This is a genomic window from Synechococcus sp. (assembly GCF_982614295.1).
This window is the reverse complement of record NZ_CEXBMR010000003.1, coordinates 30,916-45,979: the sequence shown is the minus strand read 5'-3', so window position 1 is coordinate 45,979 and position 15,064 is coordinate 30,916. Positions and strand designations below refer to the sequence as shown.

Here is a 15,064-nt window from a genome sequence, read left to right as displayed (position 1 = left end):
GCTAAGCCCCGTTAGCACTAATGCTGTAGTTGCACTGGTTTCAAACATTGGAGATTCCCCCTTTTATCGGCGTACCACTAACCCCCACCCCACCCGCGATGTATCGCGATTGCATGCGCACTCAATTAGGTATCGATGAATGGTTAAGTGGACCGGGCGCCCTTGAGGAAGAACTTCCTGTTCCTCCAGGTCTAACTGCCCAACAAATTTATATCGCCCAACTTTTCTGCGAATCAATTGGCGATGATGGAGGTTAGTTTTCCAGCCTCTGATCATGGGGCGCCCCAATCAGCAACCCGCACAGATCGCCCCTGGGGCTGGTTTGAAACCTTGGCGGTAGGGGAGGGTTATTTAATAAAAAGGCTGTGGATCGCTCCGGGCCTGCGTATTTCGCTGCAACGCCACAGCCATCGCAGCGAACATTGGTATGTAGCCCTTGGCGGAGGCTATGTAACTATTGACAGCCAGCAATTAGAAGCTCAAGTTGACAGCACATTTGCTGTGCCCTGCGGAGCTATCCATCGCGCCCAAGCAGGATCTGAAGGGATGTTGATTGTTGAAATCCAAAGGGGAAGCCTTCTCATCGAAACCGATATTGAACGCTTTGCCGATGATTACGGCCGCTGCGCATCAAGCGCTAGGTGATACATTGGAAATGTTGAAAGTCCATCTGGTGAAGGCAAGGCAGATCAAAAAGTGGGTTCTGCCGGCCTGAAGCAAGGAATTTCAGGCCCCCCTGCGGCGACATTCGCCTTTTCTCCCGTGACAACCACGCCTCAATTTCCGCTGTCTAGCGAACTGAATCCTGAGGATTCAGACACTGCAACAAACATCGCAATTTCCATCGAAACAATTTCTCAGATCACTGCTGAGAACACTATTCAGGATCCTGATAAAATTTCAGAATTAATAGCTGAAATTCAGTCTTCCGAAAATCAGCCTTCTGAAAAACAAGTCGTTGCCAAAAAGGCTTCTACAAAAAAATTAAAAGCAGAAGAAGCTCAATTGCAACAGGCCGCTGAGAATCCTGAATTAGTTGCAGCACCAGCTTCTGGTTTTGCACTATTTGGTTTACCTCAAAATCTGCTTGAAGCCCTAGAACGCTGCGGCTATCAAGAACCATCACCAATTCAGGCGGCGGCAATTCCTGAATTAATGCTGGGTAGAGACTTAATCGGCCAAGCCCAAACCGGTACCGGCAAAACCGCAGCTTTTGCCCTGCCGCTTTTGGCCAGGCTTGATATTGAAGCGCGTCATCCCCAAGTATTGGTGCTGGCTCCAACCCGCGAGCTTGCTATTCAAGTAAGCGAAGCCTTCCAGCGTTATGCCTCCTGCAGTCCGGGAGTGCATGTTTTAGCCCTCTACGGCGGCACTGATTTCCGCGATCAAATTCAGAAGTTACGCCGCGGTGTACATGTAATTGTTGGCACCCCAGGCAGGGTGATGGATCACATGCGTCAAGGCACACTTGATGTTTCCAAGTTGCAAACATTAGTGCTTGATGAAGCCGACGAAATGTTGCGAATGGGCTTCATCGACGACGTTCAGTGGGTGCTAGAGCAACTACCAACTAAGCGGCAAGTGGTGTTATTTTCTGCCACCATGCCAAATGAGATTAGGCGGATTTGTCAACAGCATCAAAAGCAACCAGCTGAGATCACAATTCGCACTCGCCCAGCTGATGCTAGCCGCATTCGTCATCGCTTTATTAGTGTTCCCCATCACCAAAAACTACCTGCACTGCAGCGGGTATTAGAAGCCCATGGCCGTGGTGGCGTCATCATTTTTGCCCGCACCAAAGCAGTAACGGTGGTAGTGGCGGAAGCCCTTGAAGCCTGCGGCACCGCCTGCGCTGTGCTTAATGGTGATATTCCACAAGCCCTAAGAGAACGCACAATTGAACGCCTTAAAGATGGCAAGGTTGACGTACTTGTAGCCACCGATGTGGCAGCCCGCGGGCTTGATGTGGAACGGATTGGCCTTGTCGTTAACTACGACGTTCCATTCGACAGTGAAGCCTATGTTCACCGCATTGGCCGCACCGGTAGAGCCGGCCGTGAGGGGGATGCAATTTTATTCCTATCTCCGCGGGAACGCCGCTTGCTCTACGGGCTTGAAAGGGCAGTGGGTTGCGCAATTGAACCAATGGAAGTGCCATCTGATTCAGAAATAAATCAACAACGTTTGGATCAATTACAAGAAAAACTAACCAAACTTCTCACTGAACCTGTAGCTAACGAAAGGCAACAAGAAGTTGCTCTAATGGCTGAAATAATTCAGCGTTTAAGCCGCGAAACCGAGGCAACCCCTGAGCAATTAGCTCTTGCAGCTTTACGTTTATCTCAAGGAGATCAACCTTTATTGGTGGTTACGCAACCGCAAAATTCAGTGTCCCGTATGGGTCGCAGCGATAGACCAGATCGGCCAGAAAGAGGGGAGCGGGTTGAGCGGCGCGGCGCACCAGGAGGTGGCCGTGGCTCAGACGTACCCGAATCTCACATGGAACGGTTTCGGGTGGAAGTTGGCTGGCGTGATCGCATCAAACCCGGTCATATCGTTGGCGCAATTGCCAACGAGACTGGTTTAGAAGGTAAAAAAATTGGTCGGATCAACATTTTTGATGATCACAGCACCATCGATCTGCCAAAGGGCATGCCCCCGGAATTAATGCGAACCCTTAGCCGCGTGAAGGTAATGCAAAAGGAACTGCAAATCAGCCGATTAGCAGTGGGCTGATTCGCACCTGCCCCCTCACAGCAGACAAAACGGCTCTGATGGCTTTATATCAATTGGTATAAAGCCACACAGCTATGGGCGCACTAAAAATTTTGATAAGTGCCTGCATCAGCACATTTACAATTTCTACGGCTCCAACAGCAGTAAGCGCTGCACCTTTTAGCGAAGAAACAGCCATCCAAAACCTTTGCCTAATCGGTTTTCAAACGGCATTTGCCCAAGCAGGCCAAACGCCACCTGAAGGAATGGGTGCATTTACCTGTCGATGTTTGATTCAACGGCTGCAAGGTGGGGAATCCTTAAACCCCGCCCGGGAAAGCTGCAAGCTGGAAGCCAGCCGACGTTTTCGGATCTTGCCCAAGGGCTAATACCTAAATGATTTATGGGCACTGAACAGGCTTTTTCTAAAACCGGTTCACTCAGCAATAAATCCATCTGATCGTGCACTTCTAGTTCTCCATTGTCATCCCAGGTGAGAACCCAGGGCAGGGGAGCCCGTGATGTCATGGCCACCTCCATTTGTTTGTTTGAGTTTGCTGACAATGGCAGCGATTTCCCCTGGTTTTGCTCCCTTACTTATTTACTTCCAACTGCAGCAACGAAACTTCATGAGTACCCCATTTTTGCAGAAATTTTTTATTGGTTTTATCGCTTTAATCAGCTGCCAAGTATCTCCCTGCCTAGCAAATTCTGTTACAGCTGAATCGATTTGGGATAAGGCCAATGCAGAAGAGAGAGCCCGCAGCCAGATCCCTGCCAATGCCACAGTTACAAGTACTAACTGCGAAAGCTTTCAAGTACGCAACGACCTGCGTTATCGCTGCACCCTGGAATACAACCAATGAGCTTGCAACTGCCACCTTTTGAACCCATACCAGCTCCAAAAAAGGAGTGCCAATTAATCGAAGTAGCGGTGGCAAGCCTGCATCCCACCCAAATGTGTGTGGGCTTAGCAGAAGTGCTGCACAGGCGCGAAGATTTTGCCGCTGATTCCATCGAAAAACGGCGCAAATACTTAAAAAGTAAACCGGTACCAATGGTGCTTAGCGGCGGTGGCGAATATTGGATGGTGGATCGCCATCACCGTTTGCGAGGTTTATTGGAACTCGATCCAGCCGCCACAGCTTGGGGCTATGTGGCCTTGGAGCTCACCTGCAAGCAACCCGAACAAGTGCTGGCGGCTTTGCAGCAAAAAGGTTGGCTTTATCTTTACAACGGCCGCGGGCTAGGACCGCAGCCGTTATCAGCCTTGCCAAGTGGTTTGAGCGGCCTTCAAGACGACCCCTTTCGCAGCCTGGTTTGGAAGCTGAAGCAGGAGGGCGTAATTGAGGCAGCTCCTTTGATTCCATTTCATGAATTCCGCTGGGGGGCCTGGTTAAGGCGCAAATCGCTACCGCCATTTAGCTCTAAGCAGCTTGATCCCGCCTTACCGGCTGCCAGGGCCTACGCAAGATCAGCTGCAGCTTCGAGGCTTTCAGGCTGGAAAGGCTGATTATATTTGTTAAATTTGGGTAAAGAGGCTTAAGAAGTGCCTAAAGCGGGTGCTAATCAACCAGCAAAACGACCACTCGTATTTTTGAGCTTGGCTACGGCCATGGCAGGAGGCTTAGCTTTTGGCGCCTTTTTGCTCGAACCAACCCTTAATGCACTCAGGGGCTTGGATCCAGGTGCGGCGATGCCGCACCTATTTTTGCGACCACCTCAAGATGTGTTGGTTTTGGGCACCGATGGCTCTGGGGTTCTTACTGATGTGATGGCAACTCTGCATCCCACCCAGAAGGGATTGCACTTAATGCAAATTCCCCGTGATACCTACATCAATTCTCCAATTCACGGAGAGATAAAAGCAAATGCATTATTTGCACTCGGGGGGATTGAAGAAACTGAACGCGAAGTATCAAATCTCCTAGGAAGGCCCCTGCAGCACCATATTTTGATCAATTTAAAAGCGATTAATAAAATGGGCGATGCTGTTGGCGGGCTGGAGCTAAACGTACCAAAAGCGATGTACTACAACGACTCAAGCCAAAATCTAAGTATTGCTCTTGAACCAGGCTTGCAAACTTTAAAAGGTAAGGATCTTGAGGGGTTTATACGCTTTCGCCACGATAAACTGGGCGATATTGGCCGCATGGAGCGCCAAAAATTAGTTATTACAGCTCTGCTAAAAAAACTTGCAACTCCTGAAATTCTTGCCCGCTTACCGCAATTAATTTATGTGCTGGGATCTGATATTAAAACTGATCTCAACCCAATTCAAATGGCCAGTTTGGCAACAGCAGTAGCAGGTAAGCCTCTAATTTCTGCAAGGCTGCCAGGTACCCCCGGTTACCACAACAACATCAGCTATTGGTTTGTGGGCTCTCCCCCCCAGAACTAGCAAACATCCGGAAAGCGGAAAACAACAAAGCCATCCCAAACAAGGTGCCGATCACCCAAACGGTATCCGACGGCCATTCCACAAGCACCATGCCACCAAGCAGGCAAGTAATAATCCCGTCAAGAAGCACTAAATTACGAGCGGGGCCAGCAGCAGCGGCGGCGGCAGCTAGTTCCATTACCCCTTCCACCACAAGCAAAACACCTAAGAAAAGCGTAATGCTGAAGGTGCTATCCACTGGGAAAAGTAAAACATAAATACCACCCACCACATAAAGCAAAGCTGATAGGAGGCGAAAAATCTTTGCCCCCAAATCAGAGGCAGCGCCAAAACGCAGCAGCTGGCTAACTCCAGCCGCCATGGCTACAGCACCAAATACAAGCGTTACTGCCGCAGCAGATAAAAACGGAAAAACAATCGAAGCTGCTCCAGCAACTAATAAAAGCAGTGCAGTAACGATGCGCAGTCCATTCGAAGAGGGAACGGCCATTTCATTAAGCTTTGAACTAATCCTAAACCACTTGAACTGGCAGGCCATGTCCACCTTTTCACAGAACCAAGCTATGGATGAATCTTTAAAGCGCAAATTAAAGAAGATGCCTAAAAGTGCCCCACCACAGCCAGGCTTGGAAGGCGAAATCCAAATAAATCAAGCAGAAGAAGTAACTCTTTCAGAGGAGCTTGAATTGCGTGGTCAAAATATGAGAGGAGAACAGTAAAAAAGATGCTGTCGCAAGATTTGCGCTCCATCTTGAAACTCTGCCTTGCTGCACTCCTGGCAGGCAGTTTTTCTCTCGCAACATCAGGTATTAGTTACGTGTGGTACCCGTTGTTAGCAGTAGTTTTATGCACTGATGATACAGATTCTCAAGTACTTAACAACATCAAAGGCAGGGTACTTGGCACAGTTTTAGGCGGTGTGGTGAGCGGATTTATTCACACTGTTAGCCACGGCTGGTGGGGGTTAACCATTGCTATGGTCGTATTGATTCCATTATTAAGACTATTAAATTGGCAATCGGGGTTAAGCTCAGCGGTGGTAGTTAGCTCAATGTTATTCTTAGTGGAAGATTACTCATTAATGGGCTGGGGATATGTATTTGCTCGCACCTTAGATACCTTAGCCGGTATTTTAGCAGTGATAATCGTAACTTTATTATTTTGGCGCATTGACAGACCCAAAAACTTATTAAATCAAGAGAAAAACTTAAAAAATTTACTTTGCAATCGTCTAGATCAAACCAAACAATGGTTAACAAGCTCTAATAAAATTGACCTAGATATAATGCCATTAAAAGGCTCTCAACTATGCCGAAAATTCAACGCCATGGCAGGGGAAGAGCTGCGAGCTCACCCCAAAAACCATCGGAGCCATTGGCGCCAACGGGCCTTGCTTTGGGATCAACTAAATCATCACAGCATGGAATTCATTCTACTGGCAGCCCAAATGCCAGCAGGTTGCTTGGTTGGGCAGAACTGGCTTGGTCGTGATGTAGTAGATCGTGAGCAACTTAGGCAATTAGGCTATGAATTAGCAAAAAAATATATGTTATCGCCATTGTTAATCCTTGCCCTCCAAGATGAGTATAAACGTGTTAAATGCACGATCCATAGCCTCAAACTAGCCAGCCAAGCTGATTCAACATGGCACTAAAACACTATCTAATGTTGCGTACTGATTTGCGCATGGCCATAAGCATTGGGCTTTCAGCTGGTTTAATAATTGCCCTTGGCTTACCAGATTCCATTTATGGTCCATTAGCTGTATCTGCAAGCCTTGGTGGCACCGTTGGCAACAGCTGGCGACTGGCACTACAAAGGATTTATGGCACTCTCATTGGTGCTGCGGCAGTGGCATTGTGTTATCACACCCTTTATCAAGCTGTACCAATACCAGTGGGGGTAGCGATCACCCTTGGACTGACGGGCTTGACATGTAAATACCTGGGCCTGCAAGTGGGTTACAGGGTGGGGGGATTAGTGGTGGTAATGGGATACACAGCCCATGCCATGGAAATCAACCTTTGGATTCCCATGCGCATCATTACCACCTTGATTGGCCTAGGGGTTGCATTATTTGCGATCAATTGCTTTTGGCCGAACCGCGCATTGGCTCAACACCAACTTCAATCAAAACTAATTTGGGCCCAATTAGCAACCGCTTTTCGAGAACGGGCCCACTTACTTAGCAACAACATTGAACTAAATGCCCAGGAGCGAAACACATATCGCGATCTGTTACTACAAAAAATGATCACGTTGCAAAATCTCCGCCCGGATGCAGCAGCAGAACTAGGAACCGATCGGGTTGGCCGTCTACGGCTCCAAGTTTGGGATTTGGAAGATCTGGTGTTTAGCCAATTTCTTAGTGCCTACTCCACATTGATGCGTCTACCGATGTTGCCCATGCAAGGAGCAGGGTTACAACGACTCCTCGCTGCCGAACTTGCGGTGCTGGAGGCCCTTGCTCAACGCTGTGAAATCTGGCGGCAGCAATGGCCCTGGGGCAAGGGCTTAGGGCAAACTATTAATGGGCTGTTGCCTTTAGAGGCAGAAAAAAATGAACTTCTGGCGGCAGAACAGGGATTATTTGATGATGAACTTGCCCAACATGTATTGGTAAGCTCCACCGGTGGCAGGCGAGCCAGCCTCTGCTTGCAACTAATCAGCAACGCTCAGCAATTTGAAGCAGCTTGGGCTGAAATTCATTAAACAAATTTGACGATCAAACCACTTAAACTAAGTTTCAAATGATGCAATTGATGCCACTGAGAAAGTGGGTTGCCATGGGCCTGCTGCTGGTTCTCACACCAGCTATTGCCCATGGATCTCCAGCGGTGGAACCATCAATTCCGTTGCTTGAGCGTTCCTGGGAAGAATTAAATCGCTCCTTAAATGCTTTGGATCGCTTGCTACCAGCCGATCCCAGCTTGCCAGCGAATGAAATCAATATCGTGCCTGCCATACCCGCAACCTTGCTAGATGCAAATCGCAACAATGGCACCACTGCCCTCAGCCTCAAGGAAGCCCTAATAATTGGGTTTAACCAAAACCCCAATCTGCAAACGCAACGGCTTGCCGTTGCTGCAACCCTAGACAATCTCCAAGTACAACTAGGCAGCTATTGGCCCCGCATTTTGGCGGCGGCAGGGGCTGGCTACAGCCAATTCAATCAAGGTTTTGATGTACCGGCAGGAACCACACTTTTTCCAACTAACAGTGTGTTTTATGTGCCCACTGGGGCACAAGCCACCTTGTCCGAAGGGCAGCGCAACCTAGAGGCAGGCCTTGAACTCAACTATGCCCTGATTGATTTTGCTCGCACCCCTGCTGTACAAGCAGCTCGGGCCCGGTTACAGCAAGCCCGCCAAAACTATGCCAATAGCCAAAGGGAATTGCAGCTGCGCATAAGTGAGGCTTACTACGAGCTACAACGCAGCGACCAGCTGGTGAGAATTCGTGATGCTGATCTGCGTAACGACCTTGTGGTCCTTAAAGATGTATTGGCCTTAAAACAAGCTGGCCTAGTGCCGAGGCTTGATTTGCTGCGCCGGCAAAGCATTGAGGCAACTGCCCAGGAATTATTAGTGCAAGCGCTGGCCGATAGGGCAGTGGCAAGACGCAAATTAGCGGTGGTGTTAAACCTTGCCCCTGAGCTCACACCAGTTGCTGCTGATCCAATTCAGCTTCAACCGCGTTGGCCCTTCAATTTAGAAACCAGCCTGCTGGAGGCCTACCGAGACAATCCCGAATTAGAAGCTCTTCTTGCCACTCGAGAGGCACTACTTAGAGACCGCGATCAAAGCGCCGCCCAACTTCTACCAAAGCTAAGTTTTAAGGCCAGCGGCGGTGCCGGCAGCCAACAAACATCACAATTCAACGTGAGCGGTAATTGTTGCGGCACAACAGTTATCCCCTCCCTAAATAACAATTACAACAACTGGTCCCTCGGCTTGAGTTTCCGTTGGTTACTTTTTGATGCCGGAAGCACTGCAGCCCAGGTGCGTTTATTAGGGCGGCAGGCGGAGATTCAAGGCCAACTTTTAGTGGCACAACGCAACGATATCCGCCTAAGACTTGAAACCGCCTTCTTTAACCATGAAGCCAGCCTGGCTAAATTAGTTTCGGCGCGGCGGGCCGTTGCCGCAAGTTTAGAAGGCTTCCGCGATGCCAAATTGCGTTATCAAACCGGCCTTGCCAACGAGGTAACCCTTTCCCTTACGCAAGATCAATTGGTGCGTGATTTAGTGCGCCGGCTCGATGCCACTATCGATGTAAATATCAGCTATGCAAAATTACTTAGGGAATTACTACCTGTGAGTCGAGACCCCGCTGAAGTGATCACACCGCAGTTAAGTATCAAGCCTTAATTAATATCTATTAAGAATCAGAGCCCGTTTGTAAAAATCTTTCGACTCTATAACCAAGTATCACTAGTAATACAACCAACCAAAACCAAAGTTCTGGAGCATTGGCATTTAACAAGACAACTAAAAGCACAACTTCAGCCACTAGCCAAGGCAGCTCACGGCGCAATAATGAATTAGTTGAGATACCAGCCATCACCAATTCACCTCACCATTATCAACTGAACCACTGCGATAACCACCAGTAATTGAACGCAGTGCCGGCACAAGATATGAAATAGGCGTGCGCCATTCCACATAGGCATGGGTTGTCATAGTTAGGCCCGAACGAATTGGAAATACACGGCTACCTTTTGAAAGGGTCCAAAGAAAACCATCGAGGCTGCGGGGATTGCGCAAGAGTTGTAATTCTGTTCGCATCACCGGGCCACTACTAACAAGATCTTTAGCAAATTGGGGATTACCTGTGGTGGTACTTATATCTTCCTCTGTAGCAGGCAGGGTATTAACAAATTTAACCTTGGCTACCAAACCACCAAAACGGCTGCGCTCCTTCCAATCCGGCACCACTTCCACCCGTAATGTTTCCGGCAATCGACGGGCATCAGCAGGCTGAAAATAGGCCACGGCCCCTAAGGCTGATGAACCATCACTGCGACCGATAGTGCCAAGTCTGCCTCCCAGCTTTACCGTTTGCCCAGAGATCACCTGCAGATCAAGTAATTGGCCGTCACGGTCTGCTAGCACCTTTCCATCGTAGGCAAGCCGAGCTTCTGTTACTTCAAGCGAACGGCGCAAATCATCAATCTGCATTCTTCTTTCTAAGGACTGAGTTTCAATTTGGAGCTTTACTTTTTGATAATCTGTAAGGATAGACTTCTCGCGAATTTTAACCTCATCTAAGCTCACATCAGTATCTACAAAACCCTTTTCGGCCTGCACGAGCTCCTGGGCCAACGGCGCCACAACTTCCCGCTTACTAAGCCATCTAAGATTCTTTAGCTTACTTGCATATAGTGCTCGTAATTCGCCATATCTTTGGCGATCACTACTTAATTTAGTTAGTGCCACCTCCACCGACTTTTGCTCAGTATCCAACCTTAATTTATCCCTTATATCTAAGAGTTTGTTGTGGGCTTTTAGTTCTACTAAATTTAATCGTTGGCGTTGCAATTGCTTCTCAAGCACAGGTAAATACAATTCCATTAATACTTGCCCCTTGCGCAGCCGATCACCTCTTGATACATAGATTTTCTTTACTTGACCCTCAGCCCTAGCATTAAGCAAGCCGGCATTATTGGGCCTTAAAAACACACCGCGACCGATCACTTCAGTGGGAATTCGCCAAAACAAGGCCCACGCCAATACACCAAAACCAACCAGCCCTAAGGCAACTGCCAGCTGCTGCCGTTGGCTGAGCTTGCGCCAATCAGGAATCAAGCCATTAGCCAAGGGCCCAATCATCATTACGGACTAAACCGTAAATGTCAGCTGGGGCAGGGGCGGTTCGCCAGCAGCCCCAAACGCTCAAGATTGCCCCAATTGTTATCCAACAAAGCCTGGGCAAAAAACGGCATCAGGGCAGGCACCAAAGCAAAAGCCGTGCTGAAGCCAGCGCACACGCTCAAAGCTTTTTCTTGCTGAAACGCACCGGCCTTGAGCGCACCGAGCAATGGCAAGCCATCGCGGCTAAAGCTCACAGGGCGTTGCAGCCACAGGCTATTGCTTTGATCAGCCTCAGTTATCGATGGCAAAAGCAAATCAAAAGCAGCGGCAAGCACCCTGCGATCTTGCTGTTCAGTTGGGGCAGCATTTATCTGGCATTCAAACCAGGAGGTTTGCCCCACCAATAAACCCTCTCCCCCCGGCGCGGGTGCTAAGCCAACATCAAGCAAAGCTGTGGGGCCTGCCTGCCACTGGATTTGCTCCTTCTCCCTACGCCTACTTTGCAAGGGCATCACAACCCGCTGGCCCTTTAGGCAGTGGCCTGGGAGCTGTAGTGCCCCCGCCCAGCTCAGCTGCAATAGAGCAGGCAACGGCAAGTTCATGTGCTCAAGCAGTTCGGCCGTTTTGGCACCAGCACACACCACCGTGTGATCAGCACCTGCAATAGCCTCCACCAGGGGCTCTCCATAAAGGCTGCCCCTGCGTTTAATACCCAACTGCCCGTAGCAGCTTTCCAAACCGCGCAGCAACTTCAAAGGATCCAGCCGCAGATAAGGCAAAACAACAGCGCCACCGAGGGCAGCCCCCGCCAGTAGCGGTTCATATTCCTGCAATTCAGCCCCTGAAAGCCGATGCAAGCCTTGGGGAATAACAGCTAATGCTTGCTGTAGTGCAGCTTCCCCAAGGGCCGCATGCCAATGGAGCAAAAGCTCCGCTTTGTGCAACCCCAAATCGCCATAGCGTTGCTCCAGCCTTTGCCATTGCTCCGGCGCTTGTTTTTGAAGCAAACCCAGCTCAGTTTTGGCGCCAGCCCACCAAGGCACACCTCCGTAGCTGATGGCGGTGGCGCTGCTGCTGGGCCCTGCACCTGAAAGAACAACCTCGGCCCCCTGTTCAGCGAGGGCGATCGCCAACAATCCCCCCACCAGCCCTGCCCCCAACAGCAGAAAGCGGCTCCCCTTAGCCACTTCAGGCCTCCCTAATAATTAAGCGTGAAGGAGGTAACAACACTGCGAAACATCGCTGAAACCCTTTCCCAGCGAGCCTCATTTGTGCTAGCAGCAAGGGTGTATAGCTTTCCTTTATCAGCAACCACCGTGGCAAATTCATGGCGATCGCGATCGGCCAGGTGCACTTTGTATTCAAGGTCGTAGAAGGTGCGGCCCTGGTCGGCCCGTTCGCTTGCTTCCACTAAATCCGCCTCACGGCCGCTGCCTACAGGGGCGATAACGGTGCGGCCAAGTTTTTCTCCCACCGCCACCGCGCTACCTAAATCCTCAAGGCGTTTATCTGGATCCACCGGTGCGATTACCAAACTAAGGGTTTCATCGCTGTTGATTAGGTCGTGGAAAACCACCTCAGGGCCATCACTAATCGCTACCCGAATCCAGCCGGTGGGATAAAGGAAGGCGTAGCGCCCATCAGAACTGCTGTAGCGATTTAAGCCAGCTGCTGCTGCAGAACAACCCACCAGCAACACCAGTAACAACAAGCAAATAAGGCGGGGGATGCCACGAAACAAAGCCGAAACCTTCATGGGAGAGCCAAGCAACAGCAAGATGCTGCCATTCTTGCGCCGAACACTACCTAGATTCGAATTAATTGTTTTAAAGCACTGTCTGCCTTCACCCGCCCCCTGGCTCGGCTGATTGAGCAGTTCGAGCGGCTGCCTGGTATTGGGCCCCGCAGCGCTCAAAGATTGGCGCTTTATTTATTGCGCCAACCAGAAGAGCAAAGCCAAGCATTTGCTGAGGCATTGCTGGCGGCGCGCCAACAGGTGGGCCAATGCCTGCGATGCGGCCACCTTTCTGCCGAGAGCTATTGCAATATTTGTGTAAATCAAGAACGCAATATCGGGATAATTTGCGTGGTTGCAGATTCTCGCGATCTTCTGGCCATTGAGCGCACCAGGGAATTCAAAGGCAACTACCACGTATTAGGTGGCTTAATTTCGCCAATGGATGGCGTTGGGCCGGAAACACTAATGATTCAAGCTTTAATAAAACGCCTCGATCCAGAAGTGGTGCAGGAAGTGATCCTTGCTCTCACCCCAAGCGTTGAAGGCGACACCACAAGCCTTTATCTTGCCCGCCTACTGCGGCCTTTTTGCAAGGTAACTCGCATCGCCTATGGCCTTCCGATGGGCAGCGAATTGGAATTTGCCGATGAGATCACTCTGGCAAGGGCGCTAGAGGGTAGAAGAACCTTTGAATGAAATAACCAATATGGAAAAACAAAAACTAAGCCGCTACAGCGCGATACCACCAAAGCAACGTTTACCTAGCTGGCTACAACGACCAATTGGTAATGCCTCCCAATTAGAAGCGGTACAAGCGGTGGTAAAGCAGCAACGGCTGCATACGATTTGCGAGGAGGGCCGCTGCCCAAATCGCGCCGAATGTTATGCAGCAGGCACAGCTACTTTTTTATTAGGAGGACCCATCTGCACCCGCAGTTGTGCATTTTGCCAAGTAGAAAAAGGCAGTGCCCCTAAACCAGTAGATCTCAAAGAAGCAGAGCGCGTTGCTGAGGCAGTAGAGGTTTTACAACTTAAATACGTTGTTCTCACTGCTGTTGCTAGAGATGATTTAGATGATCATGGTGCAGGATTATTTACAAATACAATCACAGCAATTCGGCGCAGAATGCCTGAAATTGCAATTGAAGTTCTCACCCCCGATTTCTGGGGTGGCCATAAAGATTTCAATGAGTCTTTAAAAAGACAACGGCAAAGGTTGCAACAGGTATTAGATGCAAAACCAGTGTGTTTTAACCATAATTTAGAAACTGTTTATCGGCTGCAAGGGGAGGTGCGCCGCGGAGCCACCTGGGAAAGATCTTTGGGATTATTGGCAGCCAGCGCTGAACTTGCCCCTGATATTCCTACCAAAAGTGGCTTAATGCTGGGCTTAGGGGAAACAAATGATGAAGTGATTGCGGCATTGCAAGCATTGCGGCGGGTTAATTGCGCAAGGGTCACTATCGGTCAATATCTACGCCCTTCCCTTGCCCATATTCCCGTGGAGCGTTATTGCAGCCTTGAAGAATATAAAGAGCTTGAGATTATTGCCAAAGATCTAGGTTTTAGCCAAGTTCGTAGTGGTCCATTAGTGCGAAGCAGTTATCATGCCGCCTAGAAGAAAATTTTACGGCCACCTCAGGGCCATATTGATGAGATGTGTAGCCATTATCTAAACTTGCCCCATTATTCCAAGTTTGACCAAAACAACGCATTGAAATATTTAAACTTGTATTATTTTCAACGGCATCAAAACCCTTGACCGTAGTGCTGGAATCCGCCTATGGGATGAGTGCATAAAATTCGGCCGTAGCTGCCCAATTAGAATTTGGAGCTGCTACCGCAGGGGGAAGATCCGTTACAGCTTGAAAATATCAAGACCCAATACACCCAACACACATCTAAGCCAATCGAATCAATCACCAAAGCGTCCAAATGCAAGCGAAATAAATGCTTAATCTTTCTAGAATTCGAATTATAACAATTGGCAAACAACGGCCAGGCTGGTGGCAAGAAGCTGCCTCAATGTATTCCAAGCGTCTTCCAGGTCTAGAAATCATTGAGCTGAAAGATACGACTGTTGAAAAAGAAGGAATCGCAATTATGAATTGCCTTAAAAACAACGAAAAGCTATTACTTTTAAGTGAAGAGGGTGCTCAATATAATTCGCGTGAATTCGCCCAAAAGTTAAATAACCTTACGGTTAATCGAATCGCAATCGCAATCGGTGGCGCCGATGGCCATAGCAAAAGCTTGAAGGAGAAAGCAAATTTGATTATTAGTTTATCTACTCTTACTTTTCCCCATGAATTGGCAAGATTAATTTTGCTTGAACAGATTTATAGATCGAGCACAATTTTGCAAGGCGGGCCATACCATCGCGATTAAAAATATAAT

At 49.1% G+C, this 15,064-nt stretch carries 19 protein-coding genes; 13 read left to right on the top strand and 6 right to left on the bottom strand.

Annotation, left to right across the window (positions count from 1 at the left end; translation table 11 throughout):
- Positions 1–29: 29 nt before the first annotated feature.
- The 3 genes from AC2JC8_RS01185 to AC2JC8_RS01175 all read left to right on the top strand — a co-directional run bounded on the left by AC2JC8_RS01185 (position 30) and on the right by AC2JC8_RS01175 (position 2,736).
- Positions 30–257, top strand: coding sequence for a hypothetical protein (locus AC2JC8_RS01185; RefSeq protein WP_484399751.1), 228 nt, complete (start codon positions 30–32; stop codon positions 255–257).
- Positions 244–645, top strand: coding sequence for a phosphomannose isomerase type II C-terminal cupin domain (locus AC2JC8_RS01180; protein ID WP_484399750.1), 402 nt, complete (start codon positions 244–246; stop codon positions 643–645). Before AC2JC8_RS01185 ends, AC2JC8_RS01180 begins: the two co-directional genes overlap by 14 nt.
- Before the next feature lie 360 nt (positions 646–1,005).
- Entirely contained in the window at positions 1,006–2,736 is a 1,731-nt protein-coding gene (locus AC2JC8_RS01175) for a DEAD/DEAH box helicase (RefSeq protein ID WP_484594066.1), read from the top strand.
- 255 nt (positions 2,737–2,991) lie between these two features.
- Here AC2JC8_RS01175 and AC2JC8_RS01170 read toward each other — a convergent pair whose 3' ends face one another.
- Positions 2,992–3,243, bottom strand: a complete 252-nt coding sequence (locus AC2JC8_RS01170; protein ID WP_484399749.1) for a hypothetical protein — start codon at positions 3,241–3,243, stop codon at positions 2,992–2,994.
- Positions 3,244–3,278: 35 nt separating this feature from the next.
- On the opposite strand from AC2JC8_RS01170, the gene AC2JC8_RS01165 reads away from it, so the two are divergent.
- The 3 genes from AC2JC8_RS01165 to AC2JC8_RS01155 all read left to right on the top strand — a co-directional run bounded on the left by AC2JC8_RS01165 (position 3,279) and on the right by AC2JC8_RS01155 (position 5,116).
- Positions 3,279–3,581 carry a hypothetical protein gene (locus tag AC2JC8_RS01165; RefSeq protein WP_484419784.1) on the top strand — a complete coding sequence of 101 codons (303 nt, stop codon included), beginning with the start codon at positions 3,279–3,281 and terminating at the stop codon, positions 3,579–3,581.
- On the top strand, positions 3,578–4,228 hold the full coding sequence (locus tag AC2JC8_RS01160; protein WP_484399746.1) for a ParB-like protein: 651 nt from the start codon (positions 3,578–3,580) through the stop codon (positions 4,226–4,228). The genes AC2JC8_RS01165 and AC2JC8_RS01160 overlap by 4 nt, the downstream gene beginning before the upstream one ends.
- A gap of 102 nt (positions 4,229–4,330) precedes the next feature.
- The gene (locus tag AC2JC8_RS01155; RefSeq protein ID WP_484399745.1) at positions 4,331–5,116 is read left to right on the top strand and encodes an LCP family protein; all 786 of its coding nucleotides are present in this window, start codon (positions 4,331–4,333) and stop codon (positions 5,114–5,116) included.
- Here AC2JC8_RS01155 and AC2JC8_RS01150 read toward each other — a convergent pair.
- Entirely contained in the window at positions 5,079–5,534 is a 456-nt protein-coding gene (locus tag AC2JC8_RS01150; RefSeq protein ID WP_484399775.1) for an HdeD family acid-resistance protein, read from the bottom strand. The genes AC2JC8_RS01155 and AC2JC8_RS01150 overlap by 38 nt on opposite strands.
- Here AC2JC8_RS01150 and AC2JC8_RS01145 point away from each other — a divergent pair.
- From AC2JC8_RS01145 to AC2JC8_RS01130, 4 genes are all read left to right on the top strand, one after another.
- Entirely contained in the window at positions 5,476–5,835 is a 360-nt protein-coding gene (locus AC2JC8_RS01145) for a hypothetical protein (protein ID WP_484399779.1), read from the top strand. The genes AC2JC8_RS01150 and AC2JC8_RS01145 overlap by 59 nt on opposite strands.
- A gap of 5 nt (positions 5,836–5,840) precedes the next feature.
- The gene (locus AC2JC8_RS01140) at positions 5,841–6,770 is read left to right on the top strand and encodes an FUSC family protein (protein ID WP_484594056.1); all 930 of its coding nucleotides are present in this window, start codon (positions 5,841–5,843) and stop codon (positions 6,768–6,770) included.
- Positions 6,771–6,802: 32 nt separating this feature from the next.
- On the top strand, positions 6,803–7,828 hold the full coding sequence (locus tag AC2JC8_RS01135) for an FUSC family protein (RefSeq protein ID WP_484419785.1): 1,026 nt from the start codon (positions 6,803–6,805) through the stop codon (positions 7,826–7,828).
- Between the two features lie 74 nt (positions 7,829–7,902).
- Positions 7,903–9,486 (top strand): TolC family protein, encoded by a 1,584-nt coding sequence (locus AC2JC8_RS01130; RefSeq protein WP_484594055.1) that lies wholly within the window; start codon positions 7,903–7,905, stop codon positions 9,484–9,486.
- Positions 9,487–9,496: 10 nt separating this feature from the next.
- On the opposite strand, the gene AC2JC8_RS01125 is transcribed toward AC2JC8_RS01130, so the two are convergent.
- Genes AC2JC8_RS01125 through psbP form a run of 4 tightly spaced genes read right to left on the bottom strand, consistent with a single transcriptional unit; the run spans position 9,497 to position 12,685 of the window.
- Positions 9,497–9,679, bottom strand: a complete 183-nt coding sequence (locus tag AC2JC8_RS01125) for a hypothetical protein (RefSeq protein WP_484399740.1) — start codon at positions 9,677–9,679, stop codon at positions 9,497–9,499.
- Entirely contained in the window at positions 9,679–10,950 is a 1,272-nt protein-coding gene (locus tag AC2JC8_RS01120; protein ID WP_484399739.1) for an NHLP bacteriocin system secretion protein, read from the bottom strand. The genes AC2JC8_RS01125 and AC2JC8_RS01120 overlap by 1 nt, the downstream gene beginning before the upstream one ends.
- Before the next feature lie 20 nt (positions 10,951–10,970).
- On the bottom strand, positions 10,971–12,116 hold the full coding sequence (locus tag AC2JC8_RS01115; RefSeq protein ID WP_484399737.1) for an FAD-dependent oxidoreductase: 1,146 nt from the start codon (positions 12,114–12,116) through the stop codon (positions 10,971–10,973).
- Positions 12,117–12,127: 11 nt separating this feature from the next.
- Entirely contained in the window at positions 12,128–12,685 is a 558-nt protein-coding gene (gene psbP, locus AC2JC8_RS01110) for a photosystem II reaction center PsbP (protein ID WP_484594054.1), read from the bottom strand.
- A gap of 99 nt (positions 12,686–12,784) precedes the next feature.
- On the opposite strand from psbP, the gene recR reads away from it, so the two are divergent.
- The 3 genes from recR (at position 12,785) to AC2JC8_RS01095 (ending at position 15,055) form a co-directional block, all read left to right on the top strand.
- Positions 12,785–13,363: a recombination mediator RecR gene (gene recR / locus AC2JC8_RS01105; RefSeq protein ID WP_484594065.1), complete on the top strand. Its 579-nt coding sequence runs from the start codon at positions 12,785–12,787 to the stop codon at positions 13,361–13,363.
- A 10-nt stretch (positions 13,364–13,373) separates the two neighbouring features.
- Positions 13,374–14,285: a lipoyl synthase gene (gene lipA, locus AC2JC8_RS01100; protein WP_295535238.1), complete on the top strand. Its 912-nt coding sequence runs from the start codon at positions 13,374–13,376 to the stop codon at positions 14,283–14,285.
- A gap of 332 nt (positions 14,286–14,617) precedes the next feature.
- Complete coding sequence (locus tag AC2JC8_RS01095; protein ID WP_484399710.1) at positions 14,618–15,055, top strand: 23S rRNA (pseudouridine(1915)-N(3))-methyltransferase RlmH; 438 nt, start codon at positions 14,618–14,620, stop codon at positions 15,053–15,055.
- The last annotated feature ends 9 nt before the right edge of the window (positions 15,056–15,064 follow it).

Coding starts and splice junctions, on each gene's coding strand:
- AC2JC8_RS01180 (WP_484399750.1), top strand. CDS start 244: ATGATGGAGGTTAGTTTTCCAGCCTCTGATCATGGGGCGCCCCAATCA.
- AC2JC8_RS01145 (WP_484399779.1), top strand. CDS start 5,476: ATGGCTACAGCACCAAATACAAGCGTTACTGCCGCAGCAGATAAAAAC.
- AC2JC8_RS01135 (WP_484419785.1), top strand. CDS start 6,803: ATGGCCATAAGCATTGGGCTTTCAGCTGGTTTAATAATTGCCCTTGGC.
- AC2JC8_RS01140 (WP_484594056.1), top strand. CDS start 5,841: ATGCTGTCGCAAGATTTGCGCTCCATCTTGAAACTCTGCCTTGCTGCA.
- AC2JC8_RS01160 (WP_484399746.1), top strand. CDS start 3,578: ATGAGCTTGCAACTGCCACCTTTTGAACCCATACCAGCTCCAAAAAAG.
- AC2JC8_RS01130 (WP_484594055.1), top strand. CDS start 7,903: ATGGGCCTGCTGCTGGTTCTCACACCAGCTATTGCCCATGGATCTCCA.
- psbP (WP_484594054.1), bottom strand. CDS start 12,685: ATGAAGGTTTCGGCTTTGTTTCGTGGCATCCCCCGCCTTATTTGCTTG.
- AC2JC8_RS01155 (WP_484399745.1), top strand. CDS start 4,331: ATGGCAGGAGGCTTAGCTTTTGGCGCCTTTTTGCTCGAACCAACCCTT.
- AC2JC8_RS01170 (WP_484399749.1), bottom strand. CDS start 3,243: ATGACATCACGGGCTCCCCTGCCCTGGGTTCTCACCTGGGATGACAAT.
- AC2JC8_RS01120 (WP_484399739.1), bottom strand. CDS start 10,950: ATGATGATTGGGCCCTTGGCTAATGGCTTGATTCCTGATTGGCGCAAG.
- AC2JC8_RS01095 (WP_484399710.1), top strand. CDS start 14,618: ATGCTTAATCTTTCTAGAATTCGAATTATAACAATTGGCAAACAACGG.
- lipA (WP_295535238.1), top strand. CDS start 13,374: ATGGAAAAACAAAAACTAAGCCGCTACAGCGCGATACCACCAAAGCAA.
- AC2JC8_RS01125 (WP_484399740.1), bottom strand. CDS start 9,679: ATGGCTGGTATCTCAACTAATTCATTATTGCGCCGTGAGCTGCCTTGG.
- AC2JC8_RS01165 (WP_484419784.1), top strand. CDS start 3,279: ATGGCAGCGATTTCCCCTGGTTTTGCTCCCTTACTTATTTACTTCCAA.